We start from the raw sequence: 16905 nt of genomic DNA on the forward strand, positions 1-16905 counted from the left end.
CGCGAATGCAGTGGGTCAGTAATGAATGTATTGACTGACCCACTGCATTCGCGAGCACGCCCGCTCCCACATTTGTCTTGCGTGGGTTCAGAGAAATAGCCACTTGCCATTTGCGTTGATGATAAGCATTATCATTCACTGCCAACCGGTCCGGTATCACTGTGAGCCTATCTCGCTTCAACCAAGTCTTCCTCACCCAACGGGTGGTGCTACTGCGCACCTTGCAGCGGATGGTGGATAACCACAGTACCGCCGAGGACCTGTTGCAGGAAACCTACCTGCGCGTCACTCGGGCCCTGGGCGAGCGCCCTATTGATCACCTCGAACCGTTCGTGTTCCAGACCGCGCGCAACCTGGCCCTGGATCATCTGCGCTCGCGTCGGATCCAGTCCCGCACCTTGCAGGAAGATGTCCCGCTGGACGTCCTGCAAAGCGTCGCCTCCCCGGTCACGCCCCCCGAAGATGCCGCCCACGCCGAGCAATTGCTGGAGCACCTGAGTGTCAGCCTCGGCCAGTTGAGCGCCCGCCAGCAGCAGATATTTATCCTCAGCCGCCTGCACGGTTGCAGCTACCAGGAGATCGCCGACCAGTTGCAGGTGTCCTTGAGTACCGTGCAAAAGGAACTGAAATTGATCATGGCCATCTGCATAGGTGTGGCCGAACGACTCGATCACCCTTAAGCTTTGTCGGGACAAACCGACAGACATGTCACAAAAACGATTGAATAAAACGTGGCGAAGACCCGAGGAACACCGTGACGGACCCGAACAAACTGCACCCCCATGAGCTGGCTCATGAGGTGTTGCAACATGCGGCCATGGACCAAGCCCTCGACTGGCTGATCGCTTTGCAGTGCCCACAACCTGGCCAGCACGCCGAGTTCCAGGCCTGGCTGGATGCCGACCCGAGTCACGCCCAGGCCTTTGCCAAAGCCCAGGCCGCCTGGGGCGGTGCGCCGGTGCACAGCGCTGCCGTGGCCCTGAATGCACCGCGCAAACCCAGCGCCTGGCGGCGCCTCCAGCCACACTGGAAACCCCTGGCCACCGCTGCCGTTTTGCTGTTGGGGCTGTTCAGCTTCAGCAACCTGCCAGTACGCCTGCAGGCCGACCATTTGACCGTGGTCGGCGAGCGTCAGCGCCTGCAATTGGATGACGGCTCCAAGGTGCTGCTCAATACCAATTCAGCGTTTTCCAGCACCATCGACGAGCATCAGCGCATCGCCCGCCTGTATCAGGGCGAGGCCTTTTTCGAGGTCGCGGCCAACCGTGGCCTGCCCCTGCAAATCGACGCCGGCCCAGTGCGCGCCAGCGTCAGCGATACAGCGTTTGCCGTGCGTTATCTCGACGGCGAGGCGCAGGTGCAGGTGCAACGCGGGGACGTGGACCTGAGCACCACCTTCGGCAACAACCGGGTGCGCCTGAGCGCCGGCGAAAGCATCCGCGTGGGGCCCAAGGGCTTCGGCCCACCGGCCAAGCTCGATGCCACCAAGGAACTGGCGTGGGTCCAGGGCCGGCTGATCTTTGAAAACTGCCCGATGAGCGAGGTACTGGCGGAGCTGCGGCGCTATTACCCGGGCTGGATCGTCAACACCAATGAGCAACTGGCCAGCGTCGCCGTGACCGGTAACTACCGCCTGGACCAGCCACTGGACGTGGTGCGCTCCCTGGCCCACATCACCTCGGCCAAGCTCTCGGAATTCCCCGCGCTAGTGATTCTCAACTGAGAATAATTATTTTTACTCGATAGCCACTGCTGGTACGTCTCGTCTTAGCCAATGCAACTGATTCCTATTTGATTCAGGCTCGCAACTATAAGACTCGTCCCTCGGAGCGCTCTCGATGTCCTCTCGTTTCAACCGCCGGTCCTCTTCGCCCACGCTGTGCCTGCTGACCGCTGCCATCCTGTTGGCGGGCAGCCCGGTGCTGATGGCCAACGCCGCTGAGCCGGCTGCGCGCAACCACGCCAATTACTCGTTCAGCATCGAGCAGCAACCCCTGGTGTCGGCGCTCAATGCCTTTACCGCCGTCACCGGCTGGCAGATCGGCCTGCCTGCCGAACTGGGCCAAGGGGTTTCCTCCCCCGGCGCACGCGGCTCGCTGACGCCGGAAAAGGCCCTGGACCGGCTGTTGGTGGGGACCAACCTGAACTACCGCAAACTGGGCAATAACAATATCGTCCTGGAAAAGCGCACGGCGGGCAGTGCCATCACCCTGCAACAAATGACCATCAGCGCCACCCGCCAGGAGCAAGCGGTAGACAGCGTGCCCAGCACCGTCACCGTGCATGAGCGCGAGGAGCTGGACCGCCAGAACGTCAACACCATCCGCGAGCTGGTGCGCTACGAACCCGGTGTCTCGGTCGGGGGCGCCGGCACCCGCTCCGGTAATTCCGGCTACAACATTCGCGGCATCGACGGCGACCGTATCCTCACCCAGGTGGACGGTGTAGAGGTCCCGGACAACTTCTTCAACGGCCCGTACGCCAAGACCCGCCGCAACTATGTCGACCCGGAAATCGTCAAGCGCGTGGAAATCATCCGCGGCCCGGCCTCGGCCCTGTACGGCAGCAGTGCCATCGGCGGCGCCGTCAGCTACTTCACCCTTGACCCGGACGACATTATCAAGCCCGGCCAGGACGTTGGCGCGCGCCTGAAGACCGGCTACAGCTCGGCGGACGAAAGCTGGCTGACCTCCGGCACCGTCGCCGGTCGGGTGCAGGACTTCGATGGCTTGCTGCACCTGAGCCAGCGCAACGGCCACGAGATGGAGTCCTACGACGGCAACAACGCCACCGGCCTGGCCCGCACCGGGGCCAACCCGGAAGACGTGCGCACCACCAACGTCCTGGCCAAGCTGGGCTGGAACTACGGCGAAGACAACCGCCTGGGCCTGACCTACGAGAAGTACAAGGACGACCGCGACATCAACCAGAAAAGCGCGGTAGGCGGGATTTTCCTCGAAGGCCAGGGCATGAATATGTACCGTGACCGTCGCGGTAACGACACCATCACCCGCGAACGCTTTGGCCTGGAGAACAGGTTTTCGCTCGACTCGCCGATTGCCGATCACATCAAGACCAGCCTCAACTACCAGATCGCCAAGACCGACCAGTCCACCACCGAAATCTATCAGGCCGGCCCGCGCGTGCTGCGGACCCGCGATACCCTCTACGAAGAGAAACAGTGGGTGTTCGACGCGCAGTTGGACAAAGCCTTCGTCATCGGCAATACCGACCACCTGGTGACCTACGGCACCACGATCAAGCAGCAGAAAGTCACGGGATCTCGTGAAGGCGGGGCCACATGCCTGGCCATTGGTGCCGGCTGTACCGCTATCGGGGCACCGAGCCCATCGCCCAGAGACTTCGTGAAAAAAGCCAGCGACTTCCCCGATCCGACCATCAACAGCTACGCGTTGTTTGCCCAGGATCAGATCAGTTGGAATGACTGGACCTTCCTGCCAAGCGTGCGCTACGACTACATCCAGCTCAAACCCAAGCTGACCGAAGAGTTCCTCAATACCACCGACCCAAACCGCGCGTTCCCCCACGACGACTCGAACAAAACCTGGCATCGCTTCTCGCCAAAACTGGGCGTGACCTACGCACTGACCGAGCAGTACACCTGGTTCGGCCAGTACGCCGAGGGTTTCCGCACGCCATCAGCCAAGGCGCTGTATGGCCGCTTTGAAAACCTTGGCGAAAACTATGTCGTGGAGCCTAACTCCAATCTCAAGCCGGAAACCAGCAAGAGCTATGAAACCGGGATCCGTGGCAATTTCGAGGCGGGCAATTTCGACGTCGCGGTGTTCTACAACAAGTACCGTGACTTTATCGACGAAGACAACGCCGTGCTGGACCCTGCCGGCAGCACGGTCTTCCAGCCGGGCAACATCAAGCGCGCCACCATCAAGGGCATGGAAGTCAAAGGTCGCTTGAACCTGGACGCCTTCGGCGCGCCACAAGGCCTGTACACCAAAGGCGCCATTGCCTACGCCCACGGTCGCAACGACGAAACCGGCCAGCCGCTGAACAGCGTCAACCCGCTCAAGGGCGTGTTTGGCCTGGGCTACGATCAGGAAAACTATGGTGCGCTGGTCAGTTGGACCCTGGTCAAGAAACAGGACCGGGTCGACAGCGCCACGTTCTTTACCCCGACCGGTATCAAGGCCAACGGCCCCTTCAAGACCCCGGGCTTTGGCATCGTCGACCTGACCGGTTTCTACAAAGTCACCGACGACCTGACCGTCAACGGCGGCCTGTACAACCTGACCGACAAGAAATACTGGAACTGGGATGACGTGCGCAGCTACGACGGCGTGGGTGAAGCCGGCGTGACCTCGCCAGCCAGCCTCGACCGCCTGACCCAGCCAGGGCGCAACTTTGCGATCAACCTGATCTGGGACATCTGATCCACGCAGCCCCACCCCGCCGGTTTTCTCGCCGGCCGGGGTGAGGATTTTTTACTGTGACGCGTCTTCTTGTTCGTCTAGTAATAACAGCCTGGCAATAAGGCGCTTTTCCTTCTCAAGGACATCCAATGACCGCTTCCACCACCGCAGAACGCGCAAGCCTGCGCTCCCAGCGCCTGAACCAGATCACCAACGAGCCGCACACCAAGCTCGATGCCCTGGTCAAGGCTCACGCCCCGTTTGAAACCCAGGCCAACTTCGCCCGTTTCGTGGTTGCGCAGTACCTGTTCCAGTCGGAACTGGTGGCGCTGTACAACGATCCCGAGTTGATCAAGCTGGTGCCGGACCTGGCCGAACGCTGCCGCGCCGAGGCGGCCAAGCTGGACCTGGCCGACCTGGAAACCGAAGTGCCAGCCCCCGTGGCCGGTGCCGTGCAGAACCCGAGCAAGGCCGAGGCCCTGGGCTGGCTGTTCGTGTCCGAAGGCTCCAAGCTGGGCGCGGCGTTCCTGATCAAGCGTGCCGTCGGCCTGGGCCTGAGCGAAACCTTCGGTGCCCGTCACCTGGGCGAGCCCGCCGGTGGCCGTGCCGAAGGTTGGAAGAGCTTCACCCGCACCCTCGACGGCCTGCAATTGAGCGCCGAAGAAGAAGCTGCTGCAGAAAAAGGCGCCGTGGATGCGTTTGTACGCTTCACCGTGTTGCTGGAACAGGCGTACGCTAGCGCTCCAGAACTGGCCTGATCCGACGGGCCTGTGTAGGAGCAGGCTTGCCTGCGATAGCATCGCCTCGGTCTGACTGATAATCCGAGGCGTCTGCATCGCTGGCAAGCCAGCGCCTACAGGGTCACGCGCCCACCGTTCGATCGCGTTCCATTTTCAGATTTTTCGCCCCCCATACAAATTGCTCCCATGACCGGCAAAACCCAATCCTCCTCCAAACTCGCCCGAATCCTGTTCGGCCTGCTGGCCTATGTCAGCCTGGGGATCGGCTTGATCGCCATTGTCGTACCGGGCCTGCCCACCACCGAATTCATCCTGCTGGCTGCCTGGGCGGCCACCAAAAGCTCGCCACGCCTGAGCGCCTGGCTGGAAAACCACCGGCTGTTCGGGCCGATCCTGTTCAATTGGCGTAATGGCAAGATCATCGCGCGCCGGGCCAAGGTCAGCGCCACGGTGAGCATGCTGCTGTGCGCCGGCCTGATGCTGGTGATGCTCGATCACGGCTGGCCGATCTACCTGGCGATCGCCGGGATGAGCCTGGGCAACCTGTGGATCTGGTCACGCCCCGAACGCCTTGCGCGCACCGCTGCCTGAGCGCCCTACCGCTCATCGCCTGCCCCTCATGAATTATTCGCCGCTGCCGATGTTGCGGGCATAACGCCGAATGGATTTGGCCGTTGCCCTGCTTGCACACCAACAAGTCCAATCGCGAGTAAGCCCATGTTCGACACCCTCTCCATCCGTTTGAAAATCGTCCTGCTGTCCGGTCTCTGCCTGTTGGGGGTGATTGCGCTGATCGTCAGCCTGAATATCTACAGATCCAACCAGGACAACCAGGTGGTCAGCGCCTCCAGCTCGGCCATGCTCACCAAAAGTGTCGAAAACCTGATCCAGGCCAAGGCCGCCGAGCAAGCGGTGCAGGTGCAGAAATCCTTCGGTGAGAACCTGCTGGTGGTCACCGCCCTTGCCGACCAGGTCAAGGACTTGCGCAATATGGCCATCAAGCGTTCGCTGGAGGCCGCGACCGTGCGCGAAGAACTCAACCAGCAGATCAAGACGGCCTTCGAGCGCAACACCAAGGTGCTGGGGATCTGGCTGTCGTTTGAACCCAACGCCCTGGATGGCAAGGACAGCGAATTCGTCAACGACAAGCTGCGCGCCTCCAACGAAGTCGGGCGTTTCTCCACCTACTGGAGCCGCGCCGACGGCGAAAGCCTCAACACGGTGATGGTGGAAGCGGACCTGACCAAGACCACCCCCAACCTCAGCGGTACGCCCTACAACATCTGGTACACCTGCCCACGGGACAGCCGCAGCGCTTGCCTGCTGGACCCGTACGCCGACGAAGTGGCCGGCAAGTCAGTGCTGATGACCACCATCTCCCTGCCGCTGCTGGTGGATGGCAAGGTGATTGGCGTGGTCGGCGTCGACATTACCCTGGATGCCCTGCAAGCGGCTGCCAATACGGCCCAGCAAGAGCTGTTCAACGGTGCCGGGATCATGGAAGTCCTTTCCGGCAGTGGCTTGATTGCCAGCTACAGCGGCGAGCCGGACAAGGTCGGCAAGAACATCGTCGATGTGCTTGGCGGCGAAGGCAAAGAGATCGTGCAACTGCTGGCCAGTGACACACGCAAGGTCCGCGAACAGGACGATACGATCCGCGCGGTGTATCCGGTCAAGCCGATTGCCGGTGCCAAGCCCTGGGGTGTGGTAATCAAGCTGCCCAAGGACGTGATGCTGGCCGACTCGGTCAAGCTGCAAGGGGTGCTCGACGATGCCCAGACCCGCGGCACACTGCAGGCGCTGTTGGTGGGCGCCGTGGCCGGCCTGTTGGGCCTGTTGCTGATGTGGCTGACGGCCACCGGCGTGACTCGCCCGATCAACAGCGTGGCGGCGATGCTCAAGGACATTGCCAGCGGCGACGGCGACCTGACCCAACGCTTGGCCTACACGAAAAAGGACGAACTGGGGGAACTGGTCAGTTGGTTCAACCGTTTCCTCGACAAGCTGCAACCGACCATCGCCCAGATCAAGCAGAGCATCAGCGAAGCCCGCGGCACTGCTGACCAGTCCTCGGAAATCGCACGCCAGACCAGCGAGGGCATGCAGGTGCAGTTTCGCGAGATCGACCAAGTGGCAACCGCCTCCAACGAGATGAGCGCCACCGCCCACGACGTGGCCAACAGCGCCTCAAACGCCGCGAGCGCTGCCCGGGGCGCCGACCAATCGGCCCGCGAAGGCCTGGCGATCATCGAACGCAGCACCCGCGACATCACCACCCTGGCCGAAGAAGTCAGCAAGGCGGTGACTGAAGTCGAAGCCCTGGCGGTCAACAGTGAGCAGATCGGCTCGGTACTGGAAGTGATCCGCAGCATTGCCGAGCAGACCAACCTGCTGGCCCTCAATGCCGCGATTGAAGCCGCGCGCGCCGGGGAAAGCGGGCGTGGTTTCGCGGTAGTGGCGGACGAAGTGCGCAACCTGGCCCGGCGTACCCAGGATTCGGTGGAGGAAATCCGCCTGGTGATCGAACGCATCCAAAGCGCGACGCGTGGGGTAGTGACGACCATGCATTCAAGCCAGAGCCAGGCGCAGAACAACGCCGGGCAGATCCAGCAGGCGGTACAGGCCCTGGGCAAGATCAGCGATGCGGTGACAGTGATCAGCGACATGAACCTGCAAATCGCCAGCGCCGCCGAAGAACAGAGCGCCGTGGCCGAAGAGGTCAACCGCAACGTTTCGGCAATCCGTACCGTGACCGAGACCTTGACCGAACAGGCGACGGAATCAGCAGCGATCAGCAGCCAATTGAATGCGCTGGCCAACCAACAGATGAAGCTGATGGATCAGTTCCGGGTGTAAATACCCCCTGTGGAAGCGACCTTGTGTAGGAGCTGGCTTCTGTGGGAGCTGGCTTGCCTGCGATGGCATCACAGCGGTGCAACTGATGTACCGAGGTGCCTGCATCGCCGGCAAGCCAGCGCCTACACGAGTTCGATCCCACACGCGTTTGGGTCAGAGGCCGGTCCAGGCGCTGACAAACGCCGTGATGTCTTCTTTCGCCGCCGTACGCGGCGGGTTCTGCGCGGTGCCCAGGTACAGGAAGCCGATGACTTCTTCACCGCTGCTCAACCCCAAACCCTTGGCCACATGCGCCGAATACGATAACTCCCCGGTCCGCCACACCGCACCAATCCCCTGGGCATACGCCGCCAGCAGAATGCCGTGGGCCGCACAGGCCGCCGCCAGCAGTTGCTCGGACTTCGGCACTTTGAAGTGTTCCTGCAGACGGGCAATCACCACCACCACCAACGGCGCGCGCAACGGGCCGCTCTGTGCCTTGTCGATGACCGCTTGCGGGGCCTCGGGGTCTTGCAGGCGGGCGGCTTCGGCCAGCAGGGTGCCCATCTGCTCGCGGGCCGCGCCTTCCACGGTCAGGAAGCGCCAAGGCCGCAGTTGGCCGTGATCCGGCGCACGCATGGCCGCCGCGAACAGCACTTCGCGCTGCTCGGCAGTAGGCGCCGGCTCCAGCAGGCGCGGCACGGAAACACGGTTGAGCAAAGCGTCGAGAGCCTGCATTGGCCACCTCCAGGAAAAATGTGCGGCCATTCTAGCGGGAATGCATCCGATTGGAGCAAACGATAATTGCTCTTATTCAATCCGCCCCGCCCTGTTAGACTTTGCCCCCTGAATTTCATCCACTGTCGCCCGTCGTCCAGGATTATCGATGCCCCGTTTGCTTCTTCGCCTGTCTGCACTCTTGATGGCCGTGAGCCTGAGTGCCTGCGATGACGCTCCACCCCCGACATTTACCCAGGCCGAGCCAGGTGAGGCGCGCTCGGGAGGCAGCACGACGGTCAGGAAAACCGACCAGAACGCCTTTTCGCTGCCTTCAGCGAACCTGGCGCCGACACGCCGCCTGGATTTCAGCGTCGGCAACAGTTTTTTCCGCAACCCGTGGGTGATCGCCCCGGCCACCACCACCGCCCGTGATGGGCTGGGGCCGCTGTTCAACACCAATGCCTGCCAGAACTGCCATATCAAGGACGGGCGTGGCCATCCGCCGTTGCCGCAGGCCAGCAATGCGGTATCGATGCTGGTGCGCCTGTCGATCCCGGACTCGCCGCCCTATGCCAAGGTCATCGAGCAACTGGGTATCGTCCCCGAACCCGTCTATGGCGGGCAGTTGCAAGACATGGCCGTACCTGGTGTGGTCCCGGAAGGCAAGGTGCGGGTCGACTACACCCCGGTCAACGTCACGTTCAAGGACGGTACGGTGGTCGAGTTGCGCAAGCCGAGCCTGCAGATTACCCAGCTCGGCTACGGGCCGATGCACCCGGATACACGGTTTTCCGCCCGCGTGGCCCCGCCGATGATCGGCCTGGGCTTGCTCGAAGCCATCAGCGATGCGGACATCCTGCAAAACGCCAGCAAACACCCGGACAAAAACGGCGTGCTCGGCCGCCCGAACTGGGTCTGGGATGATGCCGAACAAAAAACCGTGCTCGGGCGCTTTGGCTGGAAAGCCGGGCAGCCCAACCTCAACCAACAAAATGTTCACGCGTTTTCTGGTGATATGGGCCTGACCACCCGCCTGAGACCCGTCGATGACTGCACTGATGCCCAAGTTGCCTGCAAGCAGGCGCCCAACGGCAACGGCGAACATGGCGAGCAGGAAGTCAGCGATAACATCCTGCGCCTGGTGCTGTTCTACACCCGTAACCTGGCCGTCCCGGCACGCCGTGATGTCAATGCGCAACAGGTGCTGGCCGGCAAGAACCTGTTTTTCCAGGCTGGCTGCCAGTCGTGCCATACGCCGAAATTCACCACCGCCAGCAACGCCGCTGAACCTGAGTTGGCCAACCAGGTGATCCGCCCCTACAGCGACTTGCTGCTGCACGACATGGGCGAAGGCCTGGCCGACAACCGTACCGAATTCAAGGCCGGTGGCCGCGACTGGCGCACGCCGCCGTTGTGGGGCATTGGCCTGACGCAAAACGTCAGTGGCCACACCCAGTTCCTGCATGACGGGCGCGCCCGCAACCTGCTTGAAGCCGTGCTGTGGCACGGCGGTGAAGCCCAGGCGGCGCAACAACATGTGTTGTCGTTTAACGCCGAGCAACGCGCCGCGTTGCTCGCGTTCCTGAATTCTCTATAAGCTTTGCCCCAATTAATGAAGGGAGCTCGACATGTTCCGTCCCAAGTTGTTGTTCACCAGCCTGGCCGCCCTGGCTCTGGGTGCCTGCTCACCGCAGGATCCGCAAGCGGTCACTTCAGCGGCCATCGCCAAACAAGTGATCCTGCCGACCTACAGCCGCTGGGTCGAAGCTGACCGGCAGTTGGCCGTCAGCGCCCTGGCCTATTGCCAGGGCAAGGAGTCCCTGGAAACCGCCCGCGCCGATTTCCTCCACGCACAAAAGGCCTGGGCCGAGTTGCAACCGCTGCTGATCGGCCCGCTGGCCGAAGGCAATCGCGCCTGGCAGGTGCAGTTCTGGCCCGACAAGAAAAACCTCGTCGGCCGCCAGGTCGAGCAACTGGCCACCGCCCAGCCGCAGATCGATGCCGCCGCGTTGGCCAAGTCCAGCGTCGTGGTGCAAGGCCTGTCGGCCTACGAATACATCCTGTATGACGCCAGGACCGACATCACCAACGAAGCCCAGAAAGCCCGCTACTGCCCGCTGCTGATCGCCATCGGCGAGCGCCAGAAGCAACTGGCCGAAGAGATTCTGGCGAGCTGGAACAGCACCGACGGCATGCTCGCGCAGATGACCAAGTTTCCTAACCAGCGCTACGCCGATTCCCACGAGGCCATCGCCGAACTGCTGCGGGTGCAGGTCACGGCCCTGGACACCCTGAAGAAAAAACTCGGCACGCCGATGGGTCGCCTGTCCAAGGGCATTCCCCAGCCGTTCCAGGCCGATGCATGGCGCAGCCAATCGTCCCTGCAAGGCTTGCAGGCCAGCCTCGCGGCAGCCCAGACCGTCTGGGTCGGGGTCGACAACAAGGGCCTGCGCGGCCTGCTGCCTGCCGACCAGAAGCCTCTGGCCGAGAAGATCGACGCCGCCTACGCAGCCTCCCTGAAACTGTTCGACAGCAACCAGCGCTCGCTCAATGAACTGTTGGCGGACGATGCCGGGCGCCAGCAACTCAACGATCTCTACGACAGCCTCAACGTGGTCCACCGCCTGCACGAAGGTGAACTGGCCAAGGCGCTGGGCATCCAACTGGGCTTCAACGCCAACGACGGTGACTGATGATGCTCAGGCGACAGGCTTTGGCCATTGGTAGCGTGCTGCTCAGTGCAATCACCCTGGGCGGCTGGACGCTGTTCAAGCGCAAGGGCGACAGCCCACTGCTGCTGTCGGCCCGGGATGATGGCGATGGCAAACACTACGCCGTGGGCTATCGCCTGGATGGCACCCAGGTGTTCGCCACCCAGGTCGGCCAGCGCTGCCACGACATCATTAACCATCCGACCCTGCCCATCGCCCTGTTCGTGGCTCGCCGCCCGGGCACCGAGAGCTATCTGGTGGACCTGCGCGACGGCACGCTGTTGCAAACCGTGACGTCCCAGGCCAACCGGCACTTCTATGGCCATGCGGTGATCCACAAGAGTGGCGACTGGCTGTATGCCACGGAAAACGACACCACTGACCCCGGTCGCGGCTTGCTGGGGGTGTACAGGTTCGAAGGTGAGCGCCTGGTGCACAGTGGCGAAATTTCCACACACGGCATCGGCCCGCACCAGGTGTCGTGGATGCCGGATGGCGAGACCCTGATCGTGGCCAATGGCGGCATTCGCACCGAGGCCGAGAGCCGGGTCGAGATGAACCTTAACGCCATGGAGCCCAGCCTGGTGCTGATGCAACGTGACGGGACGCTGTTGAGCAAGGAAACCCTGGGCCAGCAGATGAACAGCGTGCGTCATATGGGGATCGCCAGCGATGGCACGATTCTCACCGGGCAACAGTTCATGGGGCCATCACAGGAGCGCTCCGAACTGTTGGCGATCAAGCGCCCGGGACAACCGTTCGTGGCGTTCCCGGTGGCGGACGAGCAATTGCAGGCCATGGGGCACTACACCGCCAGCGTGGCCGTGCACAGTGAACTGCGCCTGGTGGCACTGACTGCGCCACGGGGCAATCGCTTTTTTATCTGGGACATGGACAGCGCCGAACTGCGCCTGGACGGGCCGTTGCCCGACTGCGCCGGCGTGGGTGCGGTGGCCGACGGGTTCGTCGTGACCTCCGGCCAGGGCCGTTGCCGCTTCTACGATTGCCGGCAGCCACAACTGGTGGCCAAGCCCCTGGAATTACCCGCAGGGCTCTGGGACAACCATCTGCATCTGATCTGATCGCAAGCGCCGGTTTGCTGGCGTCTACAGGGGGGCTGACTGTCAAAAATGCCAGTTGGAATCCCCCGGGCACTCGGAGTATGTGCCCAATCGTTCACCCTCGCCTGCCTCAGTTTTTTCCAAGGAATCGGAATATGCTGCGTCGTCGCATGCTGATCATGTTGGCCGTTGTGCTGCTAATCGTCCTGCTGTTGGGGGGCTTCAAGGCCTTCTCCATTTACCGGCAGATCCAGGTCTTTTCTGCGCCCAAACCGCCGATCAGCGTAGCGGTTGCCACAGCGGTCGAGCAGCCCTGGCAACAGCGCCTGCCAGCGGTGGGTACGCTCAAGGCCTTGCAAGGGGTGAACCTCGCCCTGGAGATCGCCGGCACCGTCAAGGACGTGCAGTTCGAGTCCGGGCAGAAGGTCAAGGCCGGGCAGCCACTGGTGCAACTGGACAGCGCGGTGGAAGATGCCCTGCTGCAAACCGCCGTGGCCGACCTCGGCCTGGCCCAGCTCGATTACGGGCGCGGTAGCCAACTGGTGGGCAGCCAGGCGATCTCCAAGGGCGAGTTCGACCGGCTCTCGGCGCAACTGCAAAAAAACAAGGCCACGGTCAACCAGCTCAAGGCATCCCTGGCCAAGAAACATATCGTCGCGCCGTTCAGCGGCACTATCGGCATCCGTCAGGTGGATGTCGGCGACTACCTGGCCAGCGGCACGGTCATCGCCACCTTGCAGGACCTGAGCAGCCTCTACGTGGATTTCTATGTGCCCGAGCAATTGGTGCCCAGGCTGGCTGTCGGCCAGGGGGTACAAGTGCAAGTCTCGGCCTACCCGAAACAGACCTTCCCCGGCACCCTCAGCGCCATCAACCCCAAAGTCGAAAGCAGCACCCGCAACGTGCGGGTGCGGGCGACCCTGGCCAACCCGGACAATAAACTGCTGCCGGGCATGTTCAGCAGCCTGCAAGTGTTGCTGCCCAACCCGCAGGTGCAGGTTGTGGTGCCAGAAAGTGCGATTACCTACACCCTCTACGGCAATTCAGCCTACGTGGTCGTGCAGAAAAAAACCGCGGATGGCAGCCTCGAAAAAGATGCCGGCGGCCAACCGATATTGATTGCCGAACGGCGGTTTATCGAAACCGGCGAACGGCGCGACGGCCTGGTGCTGGTGACCAAGGGCCTGAGCGGTGGCGAACAAGTGGTGAGTGCCGGGCAGATCAAGCTCGACACCGGTGCGCATATCGCCATTACCCCGGATAAGAACCTACCGGCCATCCCTGGCCAGCCTTCGCGCAACGACGGTTCAAGGAACTGAGCCATGGCGTTTACCGACACGTTTATCCGCCGCCCGGTGCTGGCTATGGTGGTCAGCCTGCTGATCGTGCTCCTGGGTTTGCAGGCCTACAGCAAACTGCCGCTGCGCCAGTACCCGTCCATGGAGAATGCGCTGATCACGGTGACCACCGCGTACCCCGGGGCCAATGCCGAGACGATCCAGGGCTACATCACCCAACCCTTGCAGCAAAGCCTGGCAAGCGCCGAAGGCATTGACTACATGACCTCGGTCAGTCGCCAGAACTTCTCGGTGATTTCCATCTATGCGCGGATCGGCGCCAACAGCGACCGCCTGTTCACTGAGCTGCTGGCCAAGGCCAACGAGGTGAAGAACAAGCTGCCCCAGGATGCCGAGGATCCGGTATTGAGCAAAGAGGCGGCAGACGCTTCGGCGCTGATGTACATCAGTTTCTCCAGCCAGCAACTGAGCAACCCACAGATCACCGACTACCTGTCCCGGGTGATCCAGCCCAAGCTTGCGACCCTGCCCGGCATGGCCGAAGCCGAGATCCTTGGCAACCAGGTATTTGCCATGCGCCTGTGGCTGGACCCGGTCAAGCTCGCCGGCTTCGGCCTGAGCGCTGGCGACGTCACGAATGCCGTGCGCAACTACAACTTTCTCTCCGCTGCCGGCGAAGTGAAGGGCGAGTATGTGGTCACCAGCATCAACGCCAATACCGACCTCAAGACCGCCGAGGCCTTCGCCGCCATCACCGTGAAGACCGATGGCGATAGCCGGGTGCTGCTCGGCGATGTGGCCCGGGTGGAAATGGGCGCGGAAAACTACAACGCCATCAGTTCATTTGGCGGCACGCCGTCGGTGTACATCGGCATCAAGGCCACGCCCAGCGCCAACCCGTTGGATGTGATCAAGGAAGTGCGCAAGATCATGCCGCAGCTGGAGTCCCAGTTGCCGCCCAACCTCAAGGCAGAAATCGCCTACGACGCCACGCTGTTTATCCAGGCGTCCATCAACGAGGTGGTCAAGACCCTGTTTGAAGCGGTGTTGATCGTAGTCGTCGTGGTGTTCCTGTTTCTCGGAGCACTGCGCTCGGTGGTGATCCCAGTGGTCACCATCCCGCTGTCGATGATTGGCGTGCTGTTTTTCATGCAACTGATGGGCTACTCCATCAACCTGCTGACGCTACTGGCAATGGTCCTGGCCATCGGCCTGGTGGTGGACGATGCGATTGTGGTGGTGGAGAACATCCACCGCCATATCGAAGAAGGCAAGACGCCGCTGGACGCTGCGCTGGAAGGCGCGCGAGAGATTGCAGTGCCGGTGGTGTCGATGACCATCACCCTGGCGGCGGTGTATGCGCCGATTGGTTTCCTGGAGGGGCTGACCGGAGCGTTGTTCAAGGAATTCGCCCTGACCCTGGCGGGCGCGGTGGTGATTTCCGGCATCGTCGCGCTGACCCTGTCACCGATGATGTGCGCGCTGCTGCTGCGCCATGACGAGAACCCCACGGGCCTGGCCCATCGCCTGGACCGGATTTTCGATGGTCTCAAGCGCCGTTACCAGACGCTGCTGCACGGCACCTTGAATACCCGGCCGGTGGTGATTGTGTTTGCGCTGATCGTGCTGTGCCTGATTCCGGTGTTCCTCAAGTTCACCCAGTCGCAACTGGCCCCGGACGAAGACCAGGGCATTATCTTTATGATGGCCAACGCGCCGCAGCCGACCAACCTGGACTACCTGAACACCTATACCGACGAGTTCATCGCGATCTTCAAGGACTTCCCGGAGTACTACTCCTCGTTCCAGATCAACGGGTTCAATGGCGTGCAATCGGGTATCGGCGGCTTCCTGCTCAAGCCATGGAACGAGCGCGAGCGCACACAAATGCAGATCCTGCCTGAGGTGCAGAAGCGCCTGGAACAGATCCCCGGCCTGCAGGTGTTCGGCTTCAATCTGCCATCGCTGCCTGGTACCGGCGAAGGCCTGCCTTTCGGTTTTGTGATCAACACGCCCAATGACTATGAGTCATTGCTGCAAGTGGCCAACCGCGTGAAGAAACGCGCTATGGAGTCGGGCAAGTTCGCCTTTATGGATATCGACCTGGCATTCGACAAACCCGAAGTGGTGGTGGATATCGACCGCGCCAAAGCGGCGCAGATGGGGGTGTCGATGCAGGATCTGGGCAGCACCCTGGCGACCTTGCTGGCGGAGGCACAGATCAACCGGTTCACCCTTGATGGGCGCAGCTACAAAGTCATCGCCCAGGTCGAGCGGGCGTACCGGGACAACCCTCAATGGCTGAACAATTACTACGTGAAAAACACCCTGGGCGAACTGTTGCCGCTGTCGACCTTGATCAGCGTCAGCGACCGCGCACGGCCTCGGCAGTTGAATCAGTTCCAGCAACTCAACTCGGCGCTGATCTCGGGTTTTCCGATTGTCAGCATGGGCGAAGCCATCGACACCGTGCGCCAGATCGCCATCGAAGAAACCCCGGCCGGCTATGCCTTCGACTACAGCGGCGCCTCGCGCCAGTTCATCCAGGAGGGCAGTGCACTATGGGTCACCTTTGGCCTGGCACTGGCAATCATCTTCCTGGTGCTGGCGGCACAGTTCGAGAGCTTCCGTGACCCGCTGGTGATTCTGGTGACGGTGCCGCTGTCGATCTGCGGGGCGTTGATCCCACTGTTTCTCGGCTGGTCGAGCATGAATATCTATACCCAGGTGGGGTTGGTGACGTTGATCGGGCTGATCAGCAAGCACGGGATCCTGATCGTCGAATTCGCCAACCAGTTGCGCAAGGACAAGGGGCTGACATCCCGTGAAGCCGTGGAAGAAGCGGCCGCGATTCGCCTGCGCCCGGTATTGATGACCACCGCGGCAATGGTGTTTGGCATGGTGCCGTTGATCTTTGCCACAGGAGCGGGGGCGGTCAGCCGATTTGATATCGGGATGGTGATTGCTACCGGGATGTCCGTGGGTACGCTGTTTACACTGTTTGTGCTGCCGTGTGTGTATACGCTGCTGGCCAAGCGTGGCCCCTTGTCGGCGGAGGATTGAGTCAGGGGCCGCCGCAAGACAGCGTATCTCCCTGTAGAAGCGGGCTTGCCCGCGAAAATCGTTGACGATGGCGCGGCACTAACAGGTAA

At 62.0% G+C, this 16905-nt stretch carries 12 protein-coding genes and 1 pseudogene; 12 read left to right on the top strand and 1 reads right to left on the bottom strand.

Annotated features, from left to right (window positions below):
* Positions 1 to 161 precede the first annotated feature (161 nt).
* The 7 genes and pseudogenes from HZ99_RS10590 to HZ99_RS29580 all read left to right on the top strand — a co-directional run bounded on the left by HZ99_RS10590 (position 162) and on the right by HZ99_RS29580 (position 7984).
* Positions 162 to 680, top strand: a complete 519-nt coding sequence (locus HZ99_RS10590; RefSeq protein WP_038442880.1) for an RNA polymerase sigma factor — start codon at positions 162 to 164, stop codon at positions 678 to 680.
* Between the two features lie 74 nt (positions 681 to 754).
* Positions 755 to 1723: a FecR family protein gene (locus HZ99_RS10595; protein ID WP_038442881.1), complete on the top strand. Its 969-nt coding sequence runs from the start codon at positions 755 to 757 to the stop codon at positions 1721 to 1723.
* A 115-nt stretch (positions 1724 to 1838) separates the two neighbouring features.
* On the top strand, positions 1839 to 4409 hold the full coding sequence (locus HZ99_RS10600) for a TonB-dependent receptor (protein WP_038442882.1): 2571 nt from the start codon (positions 1839 to 1841) through the stop codon (positions 4407 to 4409).
* 128 nt (positions 4410 to 4537) lie between these two features.
* On the top strand, positions 4538 to 5146 hold the full coding sequence (locus tag HZ99_RS10605) for a biliverdin-producing heme oxygenase (RefSeq protein ID WP_038442883.1): 609 nt from the start codon (positions 4538 to 4540) through the stop codon (positions 5144 to 5146).
* A 168-nt stretch (positions 5147 to 5314) separates the two neighbouring features.
* Positions 5315 to 5719 (top strand): YbaN family protein, encoded by a 405-nt coding sequence (locus tag HZ99_RS10610; protein ID WP_038442884.1) that lies wholly within the window; start codon positions 5315 to 5317, stop codon positions 5717 to 5719.
* A 399-nt stretch (positions 5720 to 6118) separates the two neighbouring features.
* Positions 6119 to 7126 (top strand): annotated as a pseudogene (locus HZ99_RS29575) (HAMP domain-containing protein); the annotation flags it as partial.
* 102 nt (positions 7127 to 7228) lie between these two features.
* Positions 7229 to 7984, top strand: a complete 756-nt coding sequence (locus tag HZ99_RS29580) for a methyl-accepting chemotaxis protein (RefSeq protein ID WP_404942456.1) — start codon at positions 7229 to 7231, stop codon at positions 7982 to 7984.
* A 153-nt stretch (positions 7985 to 8137) separates the two neighbouring features.
* Here HZ99_RS29580 and HZ99_RS10620 read toward each other — a convergent pair whose 3' ends face one another.
* Positions 8138 to 8701: a nitroreductase family protein gene (locus HZ99_RS10620; RefSeq protein WP_038442887.1), complete on the bottom strand. Its 564-nt coding sequence runs from the start codon at positions 8699 to 8701 to the stop codon at positions 8138 to 8140.
* A 148-nt stretch (positions 8702 to 8849) separates the two neighbouring features.
* Here HZ99_RS10620 and HZ99_RS10625 point away from each other — a divergent pair, with 148 nt between their 5' ends.
* From HZ99_RS10625 to HZ99_RS10645, 5 genes are all read left to right on the top strand, one after another.
* Complete coding sequence (locus HZ99_RS10625; RefSeq protein WP_038442888.1) at positions 8850 to 10280, top strand: di-heme oxidoredictase family protein; 1431 nt, start codon at positions 8850 to 8852, stop codon at positions 10278 to 10280.
* 31 nt (positions 10281 to 10311) lie between these two features.
* Complete coding sequence (locus HZ99_RS10630) at positions 10312 to 11376, top strand: imelysin family protein (RefSeq protein WP_038442890.1); 1065 nt, start codon at positions 10312 to 10314, stop codon at positions 11374 to 11376.
* Positions 11377 to 11378: 2 nt separating this feature from the next.
* On the top strand, positions 11379 to 12476 hold the full coding sequence (locus HZ99_RS10635; protein ID WP_038442891.1) for a DUF1513 domain-containing protein: 1098 nt from the start codon (positions 11379 to 11381) through the stop codon (positions 12474 to 12476).
* A 134-nt stretch (positions 12477 to 12610) separates the two neighbouring features.
* Positions 12611 to 13774: an efflux RND transporter periplasmic adaptor subunit gene (locus HZ99_RS10640; RefSeq protein ID WP_038442893.1), complete on the top strand. Its 1164-nt coding sequence runs from the start codon at positions 12611 to 12613 to the stop codon at positions 13772 to 13774.
* Between the two features lie 3 nt (positions 13775 to 13777).
* A complete protein-coding gene (locus HZ99_RS10645; RefSeq protein ID WP_038442894.1) occupies positions 13778 to 16816 on the top strand; it encodes a multidrug efflux RND transporter permease subunit in 3039 nt (1012 codons plus the stop codon).
* The last annotated feature ends 89 nt before the right edge of the window (positions 16817 to 16905 follow it).

The sequence above is a fragment of the Pseudomonas fluorescens genome, from assembly GCF_000730425.1.
In the GTDB taxonomy this organism is placed as follows: domain Bacteria; phylum Pseudomonadota; class Gammaproteobacteria; order Pseudomonadales; family Pseudomonadaceae; genus Aquipseudomonas; species Aquipseudomonas fluorescens_X.

Bases quoted from the DNA above. Each gene is read 5' to 3' on its own strand.
- HZ99_RS10635 (WP_038442891.1), top strand. From the start codon at position 11,379: ATGCTCAGGCGACAGGCTTTGGCCATTGGTAGCGTGCTGCTCAGTGCA.
- HZ99_RS29580 (WP_404942456.1), top strand. From the start codon at position 7,229: ATGCAGGTGCAGTTTCGCGAGATCGACCAAGTGGCAACCGCCTCCAAC.
- HZ99_RS10625 (WP_038442888.1), top strand. From the start codon at position 8,850: ATGCCCCGTTTGCTTCTTCGCCTGTCTGCACTCTTGATGGCCGTGAGC.
- HZ99_RS10620 (WP_038442887.1), bottom strand. From the start codon at position 8,701: ATGCAGGCTCTCGACGCTTTGCTCAACCGTGTTTCCGTGCCGCGCCTG.
- HZ99_RS10640 (WP_038442893.1), top strand. From the start codon at position 12,611: ATGCTGCGTCGTCGCATGCTGATCATGTTGGCCGTTGTGCTGCTAATC.
- HZ99_RS10645 (WP_038442894.1), top strand. From the start codon at position 13,778: ATGGCGTTTACCGACACGTTTATCCGCCGCCCGGTGCTGGCTATGGTG.
- HZ99_RS10610 (WP_038442884.1), top strand. From the start codon at position 5,315: ATGACCGGCAAAACCCAATCCTCCTCCAAACTCGCCCGAATCCTGTTC.
- HZ99_RS10600 (WP_038442882.1), top strand. From the start codon at position 1,839: ATGTCCTCTCGTTTCAACCGCCGGTCCTCTTCGCCCACGCTGTGCCTG.
- HZ99_RS10630 (WP_038442890.1), top strand. From the start codon at position 10,312: ATGTTCCGTCCCAAGTTGTTGTTCACCAGCCTGGCCGCCCTGGCTCTG.
- HZ99_RS10605 (WP_038442883.1), top strand. From the start codon at position 4,538: ATGACCGCTTCCACCACCGCAGAACGCGCAAGCCTGCGCTCCCAGCGC.